The organism is Mucilaginibacter sp. P4_D1, assembly GCF_056401935.1.
Window position 1 is genome coordinate 190,304 of sequence record NZ_JBFUIJ010000002.1, and the last position, 16,795, is coordinate 207,098.

A 16,795-nucleotide genomic window follows, 5' to 3' on the forward strand; every position below is an offset into this window, starting at 1 on the left:
ACTAATTATTCAATATCAATGAAAGAAGGGCTTAAAATTGCCATTGGCGCCGATCATGCCGGTTTTGATTATAAACAAGCTTTATCGGCCGATATCCCGGCCTACCAGTTAAAAGATTTCGGTACCTATTCCAATACCTCCGTTGACTACCCCGATTTTGCACACCCTGTAGCATCAGCAGTTGAAAGTGGTGAGTGCGATTTGGGCATCCTGGTTTGCGGCAGCGCCAACGGCGTAGCCATTACCGCCAATAAACACCAGGGCATCCGCGCTGCCATTTGCTGGAACGAAGAGCTGGCCGTATTGGCCCGCAGCCATAACAACGCCAATATTGTATGTATCCCGGCACGATTCATCAGCATCGACGAAGCTAAAAAAATAGTGCAGGCCTTTTTTGCCACCGAATTTGAAGGCGGCCGCCACGCCACCAGGACAGGTAAAATTTCCTGCTGATTTTAGGTGAAAGGGTAAATCAGGCGAAAGGGTAAAGGTAAAAGGCGAAAGGTAGAAAATTTCTTACGCTGACGGATAAATCACTTGCAGCGGTCTTGCTACTTGATACTTGATACTAAAAAGAAACTGACTTAATTAATTACCATACATGAAAAAAGTAACATTACTGGCATTTTCTGCTGCAATAGCGGTTAATGCCTGTGCGCAGCAAAACCCTACTGCCATGAAGTACGGGAAGCTGATTACGGCCAAGGATGCCAAAAAACACTTAAGCATCCTGGCGTCTGACGAATTTGAGGGCCGGGAAACCGGTAAGCCCGGAGCTGAAAAGGCCGCAAACTACATAGCCGGCGAATTTAAAAAATTAGGGCTGCAGGCCCCGGTAAACGGATCGTACTTCTTTAACGTACCACTTGTACAAAGCGCGTTAAAAGTATCGGCCTTTACTGTTAATGGAAAACCATTTGTTTTAGGGCAGGATTTTATACCTAACGGCACAGTGCCCGATAAAAATGTAAGCGGCAGCGAAGTTGTATTTGTAGGCTTCGGCACCGAAAGCGAAATAGGATCAACTGATATTGCGGGCAAGGTTGTATTGTGGATAAACGAGGACAAACCCGAAGAAGGTAAAACACCAAATGTGGCCGTTCGCATGACCACCGCGCGTTTAAAAGTATTTGCCAACCTGCAAAGCAAAAAACCTGCAATTATTTTGGCCGCCAACGGCGATTTAACTGCTTTACTTAAACGTTTCGGCAGAAGTATTGCAAGCCCGCGTTTAACTATTAAAGAAGATGCTGCCAAAGCCAACACTGGCGTACCTGTTTTTCATGTAACTACAGCAATTGCTGATGAGCTGGTAAAATCAACCGGAAAAACCTACAGCGATTTAAAAGCCGCCGCCGCTACTACACCTGTTGTAACAGCAAAAGCCGATTTTACAGCCAATTTTTCAAATGACCGTACTGATGTTAAAGCTGTTGATGTTGTTGGCTTTATGCCAGGCACCGATTTAAAAGACGAAGTGTTGGTGTTTTCGGCCCACTATGACCATATCGGGTTAGAGGCTGACCCTAAAGCTAAAGACAAAGTAAATAACGGTGCCGATGATGACGGATCGGGCACTACAGGTATCCTTGAAATTGCCAGGGCATTTTCTAAAGCAAAAAAGCAAGGTCACGGCCCGCGCCGCAGCATTTTGTTTTTAGGTAACGTAGGCGAAGAAAAAGGTCTTTTGGGCTCTGAATACTATACCGACCATCCTATTTATCCGTTGGCTAATACCATTACCGATTTAAATATTGACATGATTGGCCGCGTAGGAGAAGAGTACATTGGCAAACCAGATTCTGCCAACTATGTATACCCTATCGGCTCGGCTATGCTAAGCAAGGACTTGCATGATATTGGCGAAAACGCAAACAATACTTATACCCATTTGAAGCTGGACTATAAATATGATGATCCTAATGATCCTAACCGTTTTTACTACCGCAGCGATCATTACAACTTTGCAAAACATGGCGTGCCCATTATTTTCTACTTCAACGGCGTACATGCCGATTATCATCAGCCAGGCGATGAAGTAAGCAAAATCAACTTCCCGTTACTGGCAAAACGCGCGCAATTGGTATTTTACACAGGTTGGGAGTTAGCCAATCGTGATAAAAAACCGGTGGTTGATGGAGCGAAATAGTTGGTATTGGGGAAATGGTTGATTAGGTGAGTTGTTGATTAGGTTGAAAACCAATATCCGGAACAAAACGAGGCGCAAATTACGCCTCGTTTTGTTTATAAACTGACTATTTCTAAATTAATCCAATCAACCACCCACCTAATCAACCACTAACCTAATCAACTTCCCACTAAAATCCCTAAATTCGCATATATGGGAAGCACTGCCGAGGAATTTTTGGTTGCATCAGAGGAGAAGGTATTTGATGCGGACCACCGCCGTATTATCAATAACAGTATTGATAAGTACAACGCGGCTGCAGCAAGCGGCATATCGCGCATAGCAAATCTGGATAATGCCAAGAAAAAAGGCCATGTGATCAAGTGGAAGGTGATGGAAAACCTGGACAAGTTTTTGCCCGAGTTTGAAGCCAATTTCCAGCGCAGGGGCGGCAAAGTTATCTGGGCCAATGATGCCGAAGAAGCCAACCGCGAAATCCTGAACATCATTCAAAAAGCGAAAGCCAAAACGGTTGTAAAATCCAAATCGATGGTAACTGAAGAAATTCATCTGAATGAATTTTTGAAAGATAACCATATCGAGTCATTAGAAACCGACCTTGGCGAATACATTGTGCAGCTATTAGGGCAAGCACCTTACCATATTGTTACCCCGGCAATGCACCTGAGCAAGGAGGATATTGCCAAACTATTCAATCAGCATTTCGGCACTCCTTTAGATGCCACAGCCGAGGAGCTAACCCTAAAAGCACGGGAATTATTACGGGACAAATACCTGCAGGCCGATGTTGGCATAACCGGCGCCAACTTCCTGCTGGCCGATACGGGCAGTGTAGCCATCAGCGAAAATGAGGGAAATGCCCGCTTGTGCACCACCTTCCCCAAGATTCACATCGCGGTGGTGGGTATAGAAAAAGTTATCCCCTCCATAACCGATCTTGACCTATTTTGGCCAATGCTCTCAACGCACGGCACCGGGCAAAACCTTACTGTTTACAATACCATATTAAGCGGCCCGCGCCAGCCTAATGAAACCGATGGGCCCGAAGAAATGTACGTGGTACTGCTTGATAACGGCCGCACCAACCTGCTGGCTCAAAAAGAGCAACGCCAGGGCTTGTATTGCATCCGGTGCGGGGCCTGCCTTAATGTATGCCCGGTTTACCAGAATGTTGGTGGCCACACTTACAATACTACTTACAGCGGCCCTATTGGCGCTATTATAACGCCGCATACCGATGGCATGGAGGAATTTAAACACCTAAGCTACGCATCAAGCCTCTGCGGCCGTTGCACCGAGGTTTGCCCGATTAAGATAGACATTCACAAAATGCTGTTGCTTAACCGCCGCGACGCGGTTAACGAGGGCCTGATAACCACCAAAGAGCGCTGGGGCTGGGCCATCTGGAAAAAAGGAATGCTGAAACGCAGTCTTACAGATTTTTTTGGCGGCAAAATGAAAAACTTCTTCCTTCGTTTTTTCTTTAAAAACACCTGGGGCCATTTAAGAGAAATGCCCGAAATTGCCGAAAAATCGTTCACCAGGCAATGGCAGGAAAAACACCAGGGCGAAGAATAATCATAAATCCATCTACCATGCGAAAAGTAATTTTAAACCTGGCCATGAGCCTTGATGGCTACATTGAGGGCTCAAACGGCGAGTACGACTGGTGTTTTGCCGATCAGGATTATGGGATGACGGAATTTTTGAACCAAGCCGACGCCATATTCCTGGGCCGCAAAAGTTATGAAATGTTTATTGATACTGATCCGGGGCTGTTTGCGGCGCTTAAAATGTACGTGTTTACCGATACGCTAACCTCGGTAACAGGCAATGCAGAAATCATTCAGTCGGCAGATTTTGACCGTCGTGTTGATGAGATAAGGCATCAGCCGGGAGGAAACATCTGGCTGTTTGGCGGCGCCGAGCTGGTGGCCGCATTTGTGGCCAAAAAGCAAATTAACGAGTTTTTACTATCTGTACACCCGGTGATACTGGGCGCTGGCAAGCAACTGTTTGATGTTAAAGGCCGTACCGACCTGATGTTCTTGGGTTGCGAAACCTTTTCGAGCGGCCTGGTGCAGTTGCGCTACACCTTTAAGCCGCAATTTGATATGGATATGATTGATTTTTAAAATCGATTACAAAACACCCAACGCCTTCAGTTCTTCCGCTAATTCGTCGGCCGATTTAAAATGAATGGTTTTGATACCCATTTTTTCTGATGCCAAAACATTGCGGTAATTGTCGTCAATAAACAAGGCTTCGGCGGGGTTAACGTTATATCTGTCGAGCAGGATCTGGAAAAACTCTGGCGCCGGCTTACGCATTTTTTCGGTACCAGATACTACTACGCCATCAAACCAGCTTAGAAAATCAAAACGTGCCTGTGCAAAAGGAAATGTTTCTGCCGACCAATTGGTGAGCGCGTAGATCTTATATTTATTATGCTCCTTTAACTGTTTAAAAATCTCGACGGTTCCCTGAAAAGGTTCGCCCAGCATTTCTATCCACCGGCCATAAAACGCCCTGATATTGGCCTCGTGCTCCGGAAACCGGGCTACCAGCAAATCGGTACCCTCTTGTAACGACCTGCCGGCATCTTGTTCTTCGTTCCAGTCGGAAGTGCAAACATTGGCGAGGAAATTGTGCATTTCCTGCTCGTCGTCAAATATTGTTTTGTAAACGTAATGCGGGTTCCAGTCTATCAAAACTGCGCCAAGGTCGAATATGATGGTATTGATCATTTCTTATTAGTATGCTCGTAAATTTTTGCGTCGGTTACCACAGAATCTTTAAGGGATAGGATAAGTTGTTTAACGTATAGTGGTTTTCCAGGCTTTCTTATCTCCAAAATTTCGTAAAGCATCTCAGTCTTGCTGCTTTGCTGTGGGCGGTGTAGCAGGTGAATTACCTGTTGATATTTTAGCCCTTTGAGTTTTTGGTTTTGCAGTAAATCGTCCACCATGCCATCGCGATAGCTAAATGTAAGGCCGTCGCCCTCGTTCCAGTCGTCCGGGTTAAATTTAGAATGGCTTTTACAGGCCGCAAACGACAGCGTAATTAAACAAAAAAGAATGATGTTTTTTTTGTTGCGCATTGAAATAATTTTCACAGATCAAATATAACTACGAATAGCAAAATTGACGAATGAATAACCAGACTTCCGAAGTTTAACTCGATAATATTGGTTTGGCCCCGTTGAGGGCTTCGCCGTTTTAAAACTTCGGAAGTCTAAGCGCTTATTATTTAGCGTTCAGCAGATAGCCTTTAAAATCTTCGAAGTCTTTACTTATCGCAATGGCCAGTTTGGTTTTTGATTCCAGTTCTTTTACCTGCGCGGGCACATCAATTTTAGCGGTTATTTCGGCGCTAAACACATCGGGGAATTTACACGGATGAGCGGTTGATAAAAATACGCCTGCGGTATCTGCACTGGCATTATCGTGCTGAAAATCAGTTAAGGCCTGCCAGGCAATAGCCGTATGCGGGCAAACCACGTAATTATAGGTATCAAATACCCAATTGATGGCTTTTACGGTTTCATCATCGTTGTAAGTGAAGCCAATCACCAATTTCTTCAGCTCATCCATATCTGTTTTAAACAGATCGGCAATGCGTACCCAATTGCTTGGGTTACCCACATCCATGGCGTTTGACAAGGTTGCCACAGATGGTTTTGGCTGATAAATGCCTGTTTTTAAAAATTCGGGAACAGTATCATTAGCATTTGTAGCTGCAATAAACTTTTCGACAGGCAAACCCATTTTCCAGGCTAATAAACCAGCGCCTATATTACCAAAGTTTCCGCTTGGTACCGAGAAGATTACCTTTTTAACACCCTGCCTTAACAACTGTGCGTAGGCGTTAAAGTAGTAAAAGGTTTGCGGCACCAAACGCGCGATGTTAATAGAGTTGGCCGATGTCAGGCGGAATTTTTCGTTCAGTTCGGCATCGGTAAACGCTTGTTTAACCAAAGCCTGGCAATCATCAAACGTACCATCAACTTCAAGGGCGCGAATATTTTGTCCGTTTGTGGTTAATTGTTGTTCCTGCACACCGCTTACTTTGCCCTTGGGATAAAGGATAGTAACCCTTGTATTTGGAACGCCTAAAAAGCCCAGGGCAACGGCACCGCCGGTATCCCCGCTTGTAGCGACTAATACATCCAGTTGTTTTTCGCCTTCTTCTAAAAAGTAACTCATTACACGGCTCATGAACCGGGCGCCAAAATCTTTAAACGCCAAAGATGGGCCGTGGAAAAGTTCCAGCACATGCACATGATCATCCAGCTTTACAACCGGCGCATCAAAGTTAATAGCGTCATCTATCAAAGCTTTCAAATCATCAACCGGCATCGCATCGCCTAAAAGATTTTTAGCAACTTCAAAGGCAATTTCGGGCAGGGTATACTTGTCCAGGTTATTTATAAAATCATCCCTCAAACGCGGGATGCTGATAGGCATATATAAACCTTTATCCTGCGGCATACTGTTAAAAACCGCGTCTTTAAAAGATACTTCTGATTGGATGTTATTGGTACTGTAGAGTTTCATTTTAATTTTGGAATTCGGATGTTCGATTTCGGATTTGTTTTTTGCTCCCGTCATTGCGAGGCACGAAGCAATCTCTTTAGGACTGGCTGCACACCAAGCTTATTTCCCCGGCATATCGGAGATTGCTTCGTGCCTCGCAATGACGTGGTTTTAGATTCGTTGTTGGAATTTTACTTTTGACTTATCCCAGCACCTTCGGCCCGGCATCATTTATCGTTGATACGTAGCCATTAGAGCCTATTTTTAAACCGGTCAAATGTTTTTGTAGTTTTTGGGTTATGCGGTGCGCTGTATCCTCGTCTTTTGTGAAGGCAAAAACAGAAGGACCAGAGCCGGAGATACCAAAGCTTACCGCGCCTAATTCCATCGCCATTTCGCGCATTTTGTAAAAATCAGGTATCAGCATGGAACGTACCGGTTCAACCAATACATCCTTCATGCTGCGGCCAATCAGGTCAATATCATTCATAAACAAACCGCTTACCAGTCCTGCAATATTGCCCCATTGGGTTACCGCATCTTTCATCTGGATGTTCTTGCGGATGATTTGACGCGCTTCCCTTGTTGGTACATCCACATCAGGGAATACGATGGCGCACCACAAACCTGCCGGATGCGGCAAACGCACTACATCCAAAGGTTCGTAACTGCGGATGAGTACAAAACCACCTAACAATGCCGGGGCTACGTTATCTGCATGGCCATGACCGCAAGCCATTTCTTCGCCCTTCATCGCAAACGGCAGCAATTTTGCAGGATCGCTATCATCGCCTAGCAAGGTTTTAATAGCAAACAAACCGGCCACCGTACTGGCCGAGCTTGAACCCAACCCGCTACCTATCGGCATTTTTTTATGCAGCTCGATATCCAATCCAACATCGGTACGGCCAACACTTTGCAAATAATGCTGAACGCTCACACTCACCGTATTTTTAGCAGGATCCATTGGCAAACGCCCGTCATCGCCTGTAATTTTGCTTATAGTGATGCCTGGTTTATTGGTCATCCGCATAATCACCTCGTCGCCCGGCTCATTAACGGCAAAGCCCAGCACATCAAAGCCGCAAACTACGTTGGCAACGGTGGCCGGGGCAAAAACGTGTACGCCCCCTCCGCCCCCTGAAGGGGGTGCCAAAGAGGGTTTAGTTGTTTCGAATGTCTTATTATCTTCCATATAAATTTATCAAACTATAGTTCCCCCTTCAGGGGGTTAGGGGACTTCTAATTCGCGCCCAAGTTTATCAAATCAGCAAATACACCTGCAGCCGTTACTTCTGCGCCGGCGCCCGGGCCTTTTACTACCAGCGGGCGTTCCTTGTACCTATCGGTAGTAAACGATATAATGTTATCGCTGCCCGATAGCATGTAAAACGGGTGATTTTCATCAACCATTTGCAGGGTGATCGTTACTTTACCATTTTCCAGCTTACCTATGTAGCGTAACACCTTGCCGTCTTTTTCGGCCTGATCTTTTAGCTTTGCAAAGTGGGCGTCTTCTGCTTTAAGCGTAGCGTAAAAATCATCTACCGATTTTGCTTCAAGGCTGGCTTTTGGCAATACGCTTTCAATATCAACGTCGGTTTCTTCCATCGGGTAGCCTGCATCACGGGCCAGGATGAGCATTTTGCGCATAAAATCCTTACCGCTCAAATCGTCGCGTGGGTCGGGTTCGGTATATCCTTTTTCCTGTGCCTCTTTCACCACATCGTGAAAGTTGGCATCGCCCTTAAAGTTATTAAAGATGAACGATATGGTTCCTGATAAAATAGCTTCAATGCGTTGCACCCTATCGCCGCTATTCATCAGGTTTTTTAGGGTGTTGATGATAGGCAGGCCGGCACCAACGTTGGTTTCGTAAAAGAAATCGACTCCATGGCGGCGCGCGGTATCTTTAAAAGTGCGGTATTGCGCATAACTGCCCGAGTTGCCAATTTTATTGCAGGTGATTACCGATATATTAGCTTTAAACACATCCTCATAAAACTCAATTGGCTTAGGGCTGGCGGTATTATCAATAAACACACAGTTGGGCAGGTTCATGGCCTTCATCCTGGCAATAAACTCTTTCAAATCGGCGCTATATGGTGATGCTTCTATATCATTTTGCCAGGTATCTAAAGAAATACCATCACTGTTAAAAGTCATTTTACGCGTATTGCTGATGCCGGCAACTTTTACCTGGATGCCGTTATTATCTTTCAGGTAATCGGTATGGGCATTTAGCTGGGCAAACAACGTTTTACCAATGTTGCCGGTACCTAAACAGAAAGCGTGAAGCGTTTTAGTTAGCTGTACAAAGAAAGCATCATGTACTGCATTGAGGGCCTTTGAAAGATCCTGAGCCGAAATGATAACCGAGATATTATACTCCGACGAACCCTGGGCTATAGCCCTCACGTTAACCCCGTTACGCCCCAGTGCATGAAACAACTTACCCGACATGCCCGGCGTTTGCTTCATGTTTTCTCCAACCACGGCCAATATGGCCAGGTTTTTTTCGATAACCAGGTGCTCCAGCTTTTTAGCTAACAACTCCAGTTCAAATTCCTGTTCTATCAGCTGTTTGGCCTTTTCGGTATCCTGTGGCTGTACCGCAAAGGTGATGCTGTGCTCTGATGATGACTGGGTGATTAAGATGATATTGATTTGCTCCCTGGCTAACAGCGAGAATAAACGGCCGCTAAAACCCGATTTACCTACCATGCCGCTGCCCTCTAAATTAAGGATGCTGATATTGTTGATAGACGAAATGCCCTTGATAGGCAGGCTTGAAGCCTTACAATCATGACGGATCACCGTACCTTCAAATTCAGGCTCGAAAGTGTTTTTGATAACAATAGGTATCTTTTTTAGGAAAGCCGGGATCATGGTTGGCGGATAGATCACTTTGGCACCGAAGTAGGAAAGTTCCATGGCTTCGGTATAAGTAAGCTCGGTTAATGAGAATGCTTTTTTAACCATGCGTGGGTCGGCGGTCATCATACCGTTTACATCAGTCCATATCTGAATTTCATTGGCATTAAGCGCCGCGCCGAAGATAGCAGCGGTATAATCTGAGCCGCCGCGGCCTAATGTTGTGGTTTGGCCGGCATCGTTACCCGCAATAAAACCGGTAACAAACAATATTTTATCTTTATTTTCCTGGTGTAAAGTCTTTATCAGCAGTTCGGTCAGGTCGGTGTTTACCTTGGCATTACCAAAGGCGCTGTCTGTTTTAATTACATCGGCAGCATCAACATATAATACGTCTTTAAAATGCTGGGCGGCAATTTTGCTCACCATAATGGTCGAGCAGCGTTCCCCAAAGCTAAGTACCTGGTCGCGGGTTTTGGGGGTAAGCTCGCGTAGCGTTAATACGCCCTGCAGTAATTCCTCTAACTGGTTAAAGTGAATTTTTAAACGGGTGAAGGCCGGGTTTTGGTTTTGCACGTCGAGCAGTGTTTTTACTACTTCAAAATGACGGCGTTCCAGTTCGGCCAGTTGAGCGGTAAACTCTTTACCATTGGCGGCATCTTCGGCCATTGAGGCCAATAGGTTGGTTACCCCGCCCATCGCCGATAATACAACAACCGGCTTAACTTCATTTTTTACTTCGCCTTTTAATATGTTTAAAAGCGTTTGGATACTTGCGGCGGAACCTACGGATGTGCCGCCGAATTTTAAAACTTTCATTGTGTGGTTTTAGCAATATAAATAATAAAAAAGCCTTCCTCGTTTTTGGAGGAAGGCTTCATTTGGTTTCTTTTGTTTATGTTTTACACCATACGATTATCTTCCTCCGAGTTTTATGCCGGTGGTAATAATTGTTGTAATAATGGTGTTGTTAGCTGTCATACTTATAATGTCGACAAAGTAAATAGATATTTTTATAATAAGCAAGCTTTATTTTACTTTTTTAAAAACGGAGGCCTCATTAACAGCATTGTGCAAGGCAAACGCATCTAATTGGGTTAACATAACTTAACACATTTCAGATAAAACACTCATAAGTATTTAATAATCAATATTTTATATTTTATCATGGTTAACACTAAACTGATTGCGCAATTTAGGCGCATCCAAATATTTGTGCCTGGTGTTGGCCCATACAAGTCGCTTGGGCAGCTCCATCATTTAACCAGCATCATGCAATAAAAACAAGGTTTCGCTTAATGCTCATATCTCCCCAGGCCATAAGCTTATTCCGTTAGCTATTTTTAAATAACAGCTTTTCGCCGTTAACTATTTACCCCTGGCTATAGCTATTTCCCTGTTTTAACAATGGTATGCATAGTATTTGTTACTTTTGAGCCTTAATTATTATGCAGGGATTACTCATCAAATCAACCGGAAGCTGGTACCAGGTGCAAACACCCGATGGCCAACGGATTGATTGCCGGATAAAAGGCAAATTCAGGATGCAAGGCATCACCACCACCAACCCGGTGGCCGTGGGCGATGTGGTGGAATTTGAAATGGAACCCGAGCAGGAAAGCGGGGTAATTACCAAACTGCACCAGCGTAAAAACTATATAATCCGCAAGGCTATTAACCTGAGCAAGCAGGCCCAGATTATAGCCGCCAACCTTGACCAGGCGCTGTTGGTAGTAACTTTAGCTTCGCCACGCACCTCCTTAGGGTTTATCGACCGATTTTTGGTTACTGCCGAGGCTTATGATATACCTGCCCGATTGATATTTAACAAAGTAGACCTGTTTAGCGACGAAGGCCTGGAAATATTGGCCGACCTGAAAGCCGTTTACGAAAAAATTGGATACCCCTGCTTTGAAGTATCAGCATTGGAGGGCACCAACATTGATAAAGTACAGGAACTTTTAAAAGATAAGGTAACGCTGTTTTCGGGCCACTCCGGCGTAGGCAAATCAAGCCTCATTAACGCCTTGTTGCCCAACCTTGACCTGCGTACCCACATGGTATCTGAGTGGAGCGACAAAGGCATGCATACCACCACCTTTGCCGAAATGTTTGAACTACCCCAGGGCGGCTTTATTATCGACACCCCCGGCATCCGCGAATTGGGTGTTATCGACATAGAAAAAAACGAATTAAGCCACTTTTTTCCTGAAATGCGCTCGCGCATGAACCAGTGCCGTTTTAACAACTGCCGCCACATTAACGAGCCAGGCTGTGCTGTGCTGGAAGCTTTGGAAGAGGGTGATATTGAACTATCACGTTATGAAAGCTATTTGAGCATTTATCATGGGAATGATACCAGGGCGTAGGGAAGAGAGTCAAGAGATTAGAATCAAGAGTTAAGACAGCTTCATGTGCTGGCCCATCGTTCGATAATAAACCCCTACTTTTTCCTCCCCGCTATAAAATCTCTGAAATCACTGCATTCATTTATGGCAAGTTTATAAAAAGCAGTTTTTGAGTAATTTTGATGCAATTCAACAAAATAGGGATTATGCTCCATCATAACGTTGTATTTATTAATTGCTATTTGGTATTCCTTATCGGTAAGGTAATAATGTTGCGGGTACCTAACCTGGTTTTGACAACATTTGGCTGCCATAAAGGTACAGCGGGCCTCAAAATCCTTGTTTTTACTTAAAGCCCGGGCTTTAAGGTAATATTTCTTTGCATTAGAGGCTCTTAAAAAATCGGTGTCGTAATACTCATCGCGTTTACGGTCAAAATCATACTCGGCCCAGGTATAAGCAATCAAGTACCATGCATTACCGTAATACGATGTGTTATACATGCCTGTTGCTATTTGGTAATAATATTGTGCTGCATTCCGGGGATCGGTTTTTACAAGATTTTCTAATTTAGCCATACGCAGCGCAAAGCTTGATTTTGTGTAAGCCGTTTTTTTATATGTAGGTTTACCCATGCGCTCGTTCTCGAAAAAAGGGTCTGCACTATATTCTTTTCCCGCCCAATCGGTATATGGTGTATGTTTCGCCAGCTCTTTCGGGATATTTTTAAAGGCCCCAAATGCATTTACATACTTGTGCTCTCGCAAATAAGCTGTGCCCAAAAGGTCATATATATCGTAGCTTAGCTTTTGGTTTATCTCCGAAGTGAGCACCTTCAGGTACGGTGTTTTGTTACGGTCTTTAATCAATGATATCATTTTTTTTAGATCGTGCGAACGTACTTTGCGTTGTAAAAAATCCGGCATATTAAAGCCAGGAGCCACTCTATAAATGGGTATTGTTTGATCACCCCTGAGTATTACGAGGGCGGCCATCGCGGTATCTTTTTGTTTTAGATAAATTGGCGACAATACCAGTTTATAAAAATCGCGTGCTGATGTTGAATAGCTTTTAAGATAATAGCTATCGTTTCCATAATTAGTTCCCAATGGGTATTTGGTATAAGCGGCCTCCCACTTTACCTTTTTATCTAACCATGATAAAGATGTTGCCAATTCCGCTTCGTTCATACGATTGAGCTTATTTATCTTTTGGGCTAATAGTAAAAGCTTTATCATTTGTTTCTGATCCTCAAGCGCAGGAGTTAGTACACCTTTTATCGAAGCTAAAGCTTTAAAACCGTCGGAATTGTTATGCTGCATCCAGGAAAGATAGGCTACCGCAAGTTTGGCTAATGCTGGCTGGCTATATTTTCCTTCATTTGCAAGGCGATTACAAAATGCCTTAAGCCGGGGTAAATATGTTTCTTGTTTTTTTACGGAATTGGCTTTAGGCGTAAAAACAAAATTATAGTAATCGTAAGGGTTAGAAAGTGTTTTTTTATTAATTTTTGACCAAAGGTACGCCTCTTCTATTTTATTGATTTCGCGCACCAACAACATTTTTATCAATTCTGATTTTGGTGCACACTGATAAACCGAGGCAAGTGCAGAAAGACTCACCTTGGGGTTGCGAAACCCCTTGATCGCGTACACGTAAGCTTTTTGGTTGGGGGTTTTGGCAAATTTCGTAATACTTGCAATCGGAATGTCAATACCATTAAACTCGTAAAAAGCCTGTATCCGTCGCTCGGGATAACGGGCAAACACTACCGAGAACAAGTAAGCTGCCTTTGCCGGATCGCCTGTTCTCCATTCGCTTCCTGCTCTTAATGAAAGTGCCCAACCTTTAACGTGACTTTTTGACTTAGAACCTGCTATATGTTTGACATATAATTTAGTTGCACCAAGTTCTTCGCCGGCATAATACATCAAGCGCTGTGCCTGGTAATAATAGCGCAGCTTTATAAAACTATCAGCAGTAGTTTTGGCATATTTTACCGCCTCGCGTGCTTTAGCATGCATCAACTTTTTATCTGGCAACGTTGTACTCCATCTAATATCAACAGATGAGACGGTTAACGGCTCCAATGTTTTTGCAAAACGATAATATTGCAACGCTTCATTGTTACTTCCTGAAACGAGCACTCTTAAGAACGTATTTTTTTTCAGACTATCAGGTAGCCTACCGTTCGGCTTTAAATAATTTAAAAGCAATAACGAATCAACAGGCCTGTTAAATTCATACATCGCTTTGCTCACGTCGCCTTCTAATACGCCTTTACCTAAATGCGCAGCCCATTCGGCGCTATTAACATTTGCCTCGTCAAGCGGGTCATGGTCCTCATTTAAAAACGACATCCCGTTAAAATAAAATGATTTATAATTATCATTCTCCTGTATCGTGTTATGAAAAAAAGAAGCATAATAATCGTAAGGGTCGGCTTCCGGGCCACAAGCCAGGTCAATAATTATTCCTATAAAAAAGCAAGCGATAAGACTAACGGAAAATATGATCAGTTTTTTCAAGGTCGGCATAGGTATAGGTTTTTATTACTGGCTCGTCAAGGTGAAAATAAATGACATTTAGTGTATCTGCTTTTATCAGCGGCGATAAGTAAGCGGCTGTGGCTTGCAAATCACCGGCCGAAACTGCCTCCCATCTTACTTCGTCATTGGCTTTTAAGCCATCATCGGGCAGGTCTGTTTTAGCACTGTAAATGTTATTTCCTATAAATATAAACTGATTTTTGTTATGCAAATCATCAATCGAAATTCTTTTTGCAATACCAATGTACTCATGATCACGAAAGGCCACCGCCCAGCTAAAAAGCGGCAAACCAACATCAACCGGCATGGGGTAGTTGCTCATGTTATCGCCGATATATTTCTTCAGTTCGGCAATTTCCAGGATGGAGTTTTGCTGCCCATACTTGCGCAGGTTACCCATGTTATAACACATTAACATTACCCGGCTAACCGGTGGGATGCCGCTGCTTTTTTGATTTTTTATTTGATGAAGCCTTAGCGTGACCGAAAAACGCCTGCTTCTTAAGTAAGGTACCTGTTGCAGTTTTTTCAGCAGATAAAAGTAATTCTCGCGGGTACTTGCCGTCCAGTCACAATCCACCTGAAACTCATCAAACGTGTATTTGCCGGCCTGGTGTATTTTACCATCAACAAAATTGCTGATTTTACCGGCCAGGTCATCAAGCTGAGGGTGGGTGATGTTTTTGAGAATGTTGTTAACGATAAATACCACAGGAACAATAGCAACAGTATCCGGCAGTTGAGCGTTAAAGGTAATGGGCGATATTGGAACAGGCGAGGTGCCCGTTTCGTCCATATCAACATCCATTATCCGCAGGTACAATTTACTGGTGTGAAAATGCCGTAGATAAGCCTGCTCGGCAGGATTGGCCTTATAAACGGTTTTCCAGTAATAAAAGGAAGTATTAACCACGCGATCGTGCCTACACGATGCAGAACAAAGCGCAAAGATAAAAAGGACAAGGAATGAACTTTTATTGCATGTTTTCATTCTTTGTCCTCTAAAAATATCGTCTTAATTCTTGACTCTAACCTCTCGATTCTATTCCAAAGCTGCCTTAAAATCTTCCACCAAATCGTCCAGGTCTTCGATACCTACCGATAGGCGGATCATGCTTTCGGGGATGCCCATTTCGGCACGGCGCTCGGCTCCAAGCTCAAAAAAGATAGTTTGGGCTACGGGGATAGCCAGGGTACGGGTATCGCCCAGGTTGCTCGATTTTACTACCAGCTGTAGTTTGTTTAAAAATGCAAGGCAATCAATACTGTCGTCCAGTTCAATACTCATCAGCCCGCCAAATTTGGCAAACAACTTACCGGCACGCTGATGTTGTGGGTGGCTTTCCAGGCCCGGATAAAATACCTTTTTAATTTTTGGATGGCTTTCAAAATATGTAGCCAACGCCAGCGCGTTATTACAGGCCCGCTCCAAACGCAAAGCCAGCGTTTCTGACCCTACAGACAAAGAGTGTGCAGCCTCGGGCGATAAAGTGCCGCCTGCATCGCGAAGTCCTTTTTTACGAATCTGCGTCATACCCAAAGCTTCGGGTTTTACCTGGGTTTTAAAGCTCGGGAAAATATTGGGGTATACGCTCCAATCAAACAAGCCGGTATCGGTAACACTGCCGCCTAATGCATTGCCGTGACCGCCAATGTATTTAGTTAACGAGTTGATTACCAGGCCTGCCTGTACATCAACCGGGTTAAACAGGTAAGGCGACGTCATGGTGTTATCTACCACGTATAAAATTCCTTTTTCGCTGCAAAGTGTGCCAATACCCTCCAAATCTGCAATTTGCGTGGCAGGGTTGGCAATGGTTTCAACAAAAATAAGTTTGGTATTTTCTTTTATTTCCGCGCGAACGTTTTCAACATCTGTAGCATCAACAAAGGTAATATCCAAACCTAAATCAATATACGTTTGAAAAATGCTGCGGCTGTTGCCAAATAAAAACGAACTGGCTACAATATGATCTGTATGCTTTATTAATGCCATAATGGTGGCCGAAATAGCCGCCATACCGGTAGAGAAAGCGATAGAAGACAAGCCCTTTTCCATTTGGGTTACTTTATACTCCAATGCGGTAACCGTAGGATTTCCCTGGCGCGAGTATGCGTAACCTTTCTTTTTGTTCTGAAAAATATCAACCAAATCCTGCACATCCTCGTGCCCGTAAGTAACCGAAGTGTGGATTGGTTTATGTAAAGACCCATGCTCTGGCTTGCCCAGGCGGTCGGCATGTAATAGGGTAGTTGTAAAGCCTCTTTTAGTAGTCATTGTGAACCTATCAGTAAAAAAATAATAGCGGTTGCGAACTTAGCGGTTTTTGAGCAAAAAAT

13 protein-coding genes are annotated in these 16,795 nt (G+C 44.0%); 5 read left to right on the forward strand and 8 right to left on the reverse strand.

Annotation, left to right across the window (positions count from 1 at the left end):
* Positions 1-18 precede the first annotated feature (18 nt).
* From rpiB to AC1DV1_RS02665, 4 genes are all read left to right on the forward strand, one after another.
* Positions 19-453 carry a ribose 5-phosphate isomerase B gene (gene rpiB / locus AC1DV1_RS02650; protein WP_477354832.1) on the forward strand — a complete coding sequence of 145 codons (435 nt, stop codon included), beginning with the start codon at positions 19-21 and terminating at the stop codon, positions 451-453.
* Between the two features lie 148 nt (positions 454-601).
* Complete coding sequence (locus AC1DV1_RS02655; RefSeq protein WP_477354835.1) at positions 602-2,149, forward strand: M28 family peptidase; 1,548 nt, start codon at positions 602-604, stop codon at positions 2,147-2,149.
* 192 nt (positions 2,150-2,341) lie between these two features.
* A complete protein-coding gene (locus tag AC1DV1_RS02660; RefSeq protein WP_477354838.1) occupies positions 2,342-3,727 on the forward strand; it encodes a LutB/LldF family L-lactate oxidation iron-sulfur protein in 1,386 nt (461 codons plus the stop codon).
* A 17-nt stretch (positions 3,728-3,744) separates the two neighbouring features.
* A complete protein-coding gene (locus tag AC1DV1_RS02665) occupies positions 3,745-4,284 on the forward strand; it encodes a dihydrofolate reductase family protein (protein ID WP_477354841.1) in 540 nt (179 codons plus the stop codon).
* Positions 4,285-4,290: 6 nt separating this feature from the next.
* Here the strand turns inward: AC1DV1_RS02665 and AC1DV1_RS02670 are convergent, their stop codons facing one another.
* The 5 genes from AC1DV1_RS02670 to thrA form a co-directional block, all read right to left on the reverse strand.
* Positions 4,291-4,896, reverse strand: a complete 606-nt coding sequence (locus AC1DV1_RS02670) for an HAD family hydrolase (RefSeq protein WP_477354844.1) — start codon at positions 4,894-4,896, stop codon at positions 4,291-4,293.
* Positions 4,893-5,249: a hypothetical protein gene (locus AC1DV1_RS02675; RefSeq protein WP_477354847.1), complete on the reverse strand. Its 357-nt coding sequence runs from the start codon at positions 5,247-5,249 to the stop codon at positions 4,893-4,895. The genes AC1DV1_RS02670 and AC1DV1_RS02675 overlap by 4 nt, the downstream gene beginning before the upstream one ends.
* A 145-nt stretch (positions 5,250-5,394) precedes the next feature.
* Positions 5,395-6,705, reverse strand: coding sequence for a threonine synthase (gene thrC / locus AC1DV1_RS02680; protein ID WP_477354850.1), 1,311 nt, complete (start codon positions 6,703-6,705; stop codon positions 5,395-5,397).
* Between the two features lie 181 nt (positions 6,706-6,886).
* Positions 6,887-7,879: a homoserine kinase gene (locus tag AC1DV1_RS02685; protein ID WP_477354853.1), complete on the reverse strand. Its 993-nt coding sequence runs from the start codon at positions 7,877-7,879 to the stop codon at positions 6,887-6,889.
* Positions 7,880-7,926: 47 nt separating this feature from the next.
* Complete coding sequence (thrA, locus tag AC1DV1_RS02690; protein WP_477354856.1) at positions 7,927-10,377, reverse strand: bifunctional aspartate kinase/homoserine dehydrogenase I; 2,451 nt, start codon at positions 10,375-10,377, stop codon at positions 7,927-7,929.
* Positions 10,378-11,006: 629 nt separating this feature from the next.
* On the opposite strand from thrA, the gene rsgA reads away from it, so the two are divergent.
* A complete protein-coding gene (rsgA, locus tag AC1DV1_RS02695) occupies positions 11,007-11,927 on the forward strand; it encodes a ribosome small subunit-dependent GTPase A (protein ID WP_477354858.1) in 921 nt (306 codons plus the stop codon).
* Positions 11,928-12,001: 74 nt separating this feature from the next.
* Here rsgA and AC1DV1_RS02700 read toward each other — a convergent pair whose 3' ends face one another.
* From AC1DV1_RS02700 to AC1DV1_RS02710, 3 genes are read right to left on the reverse strand one after another with little or no spacing between them, the layout of a single operon-like run.
* A complete protein-coding gene (locus AC1DV1_RS02700) occupies positions 12,002-14,443 on the reverse strand; it encodes a hypothetical protein (protein ID WP_477354861.1) in 2,442 nt (813 codons plus the stop codon).
* Positions 14,406-15,446 carry a hypothetical protein gene (locus tag AC1DV1_RS02705; protein ID WP_477354864.1) on the reverse strand — a complete coding sequence of 347 codons (1,041 nt, stop codon included), beginning with the start codon at positions 15,444-15,446 and terminating at the stop codon, positions 14,406-14,408. Before AC1DV1_RS02705 ends, AC1DV1_RS02700 begins: the two co-directional genes overlap by 38 nt.
* Before the next feature lie 51 nt (positions 15,447-15,497).
* Complete coding sequence (locus tag AC1DV1_RS02710) at positions 15,498-16,733, reverse strand: cystathionine gamma-synthase family protein (RefSeq protein WP_477354867.1); 1,236 nt, start codon at positions 16,731-16,733, stop codon at positions 15,498-15,500.
* Between the last annotated feature and the right edge of the window lie 62 nt (positions 16,734-16,795).

Coding starts and splice junctions, on each gene's coding strand:
- AC1DV1_RS02675 (WP_477354847.1), bottom strand. CDS start 5,249: ATGCGCAACAAAAAAAACATCATTCTTTTTTGTTTAATTACGCTGTCG.
- AC1DV1_RS02655 (WP_477354835.1), top strand. CDS start 602: ATGAAAAAAGTAACATTACTGGCATTTTCTGCTGCAATAGCGGTTAAT.
- rpiB (WP_477354832.1), top strand. CDS start 19: ATGAAAGAAGGGCTTAAAATTGCCATTGGCGCCGATCATGCCGGTTTT.
- thrA (WP_477354856.1), bottom strand. CDS start 10,377: ATGAAAGTTTTAAAATTCGGCGGCACATCCGTAGGTTCCGCCGCAAGT.
- AC1DV1_RS02700 (WP_477354861.1), bottom strand. CDS start 14,443: ATGCCGACCTTGAAAAAACTGATCATATTTTCCGTTAGTCTTATCGCT.
- AC1DV1_RS02660 (WP_477354838.1), top strand. CDS start 2,342: ATGGGAAGCACTGCCGAGGAATTTTTGGTTGCATCAGAGGAGAAGGTA.
- thrC (WP_477354850.1), bottom strand. CDS start 6,705: ATGAAACTCTACAGTACCAATAACATCCAATCAGAAGTATCTTTTAAA.
- AC1DV1_RS02710 (WP_477354867.1), bottom strand. CDS start 16,733: ATGACTACTAAAAGAGGCTTTACAACTACCCTATTACATGCCGACCGC.
- AC1DV1_RS02670 (WP_477354844.1), bottom strand. CDS start 4,896: ATGATCAATACCATCATATTCGACCTTGGCGCAGTTTTGATAGACTGG.
- AC1DV1_RS02685 (WP_477354853.1), bottom strand. CDS start 7,879: ATGGAAGATAATAAGACATTCGAAACAACTAAACCCTCTTTGGCACCC.
- rsgA (WP_477354858.1), top strand. CDS start 11,007: ATGCAGGGATTACTCATCAAATCAACCGGAAGCTGGTACCAGGTGCAA.
- AC1DV1_RS02705 (WP_477354864.1), bottom strand. CDS start 15,446: ATGAAAACATGCAATAAAAGTTCATTCCTTGTCCTTTTTATCTTTGCG.
- AC1DV1_RS02665 (WP_477354841.1), top strand. CDS start 3,745: ATGCGAAAAGTAATTTTAAACCTGGCCATGAGCCTTGATGGCTACATT.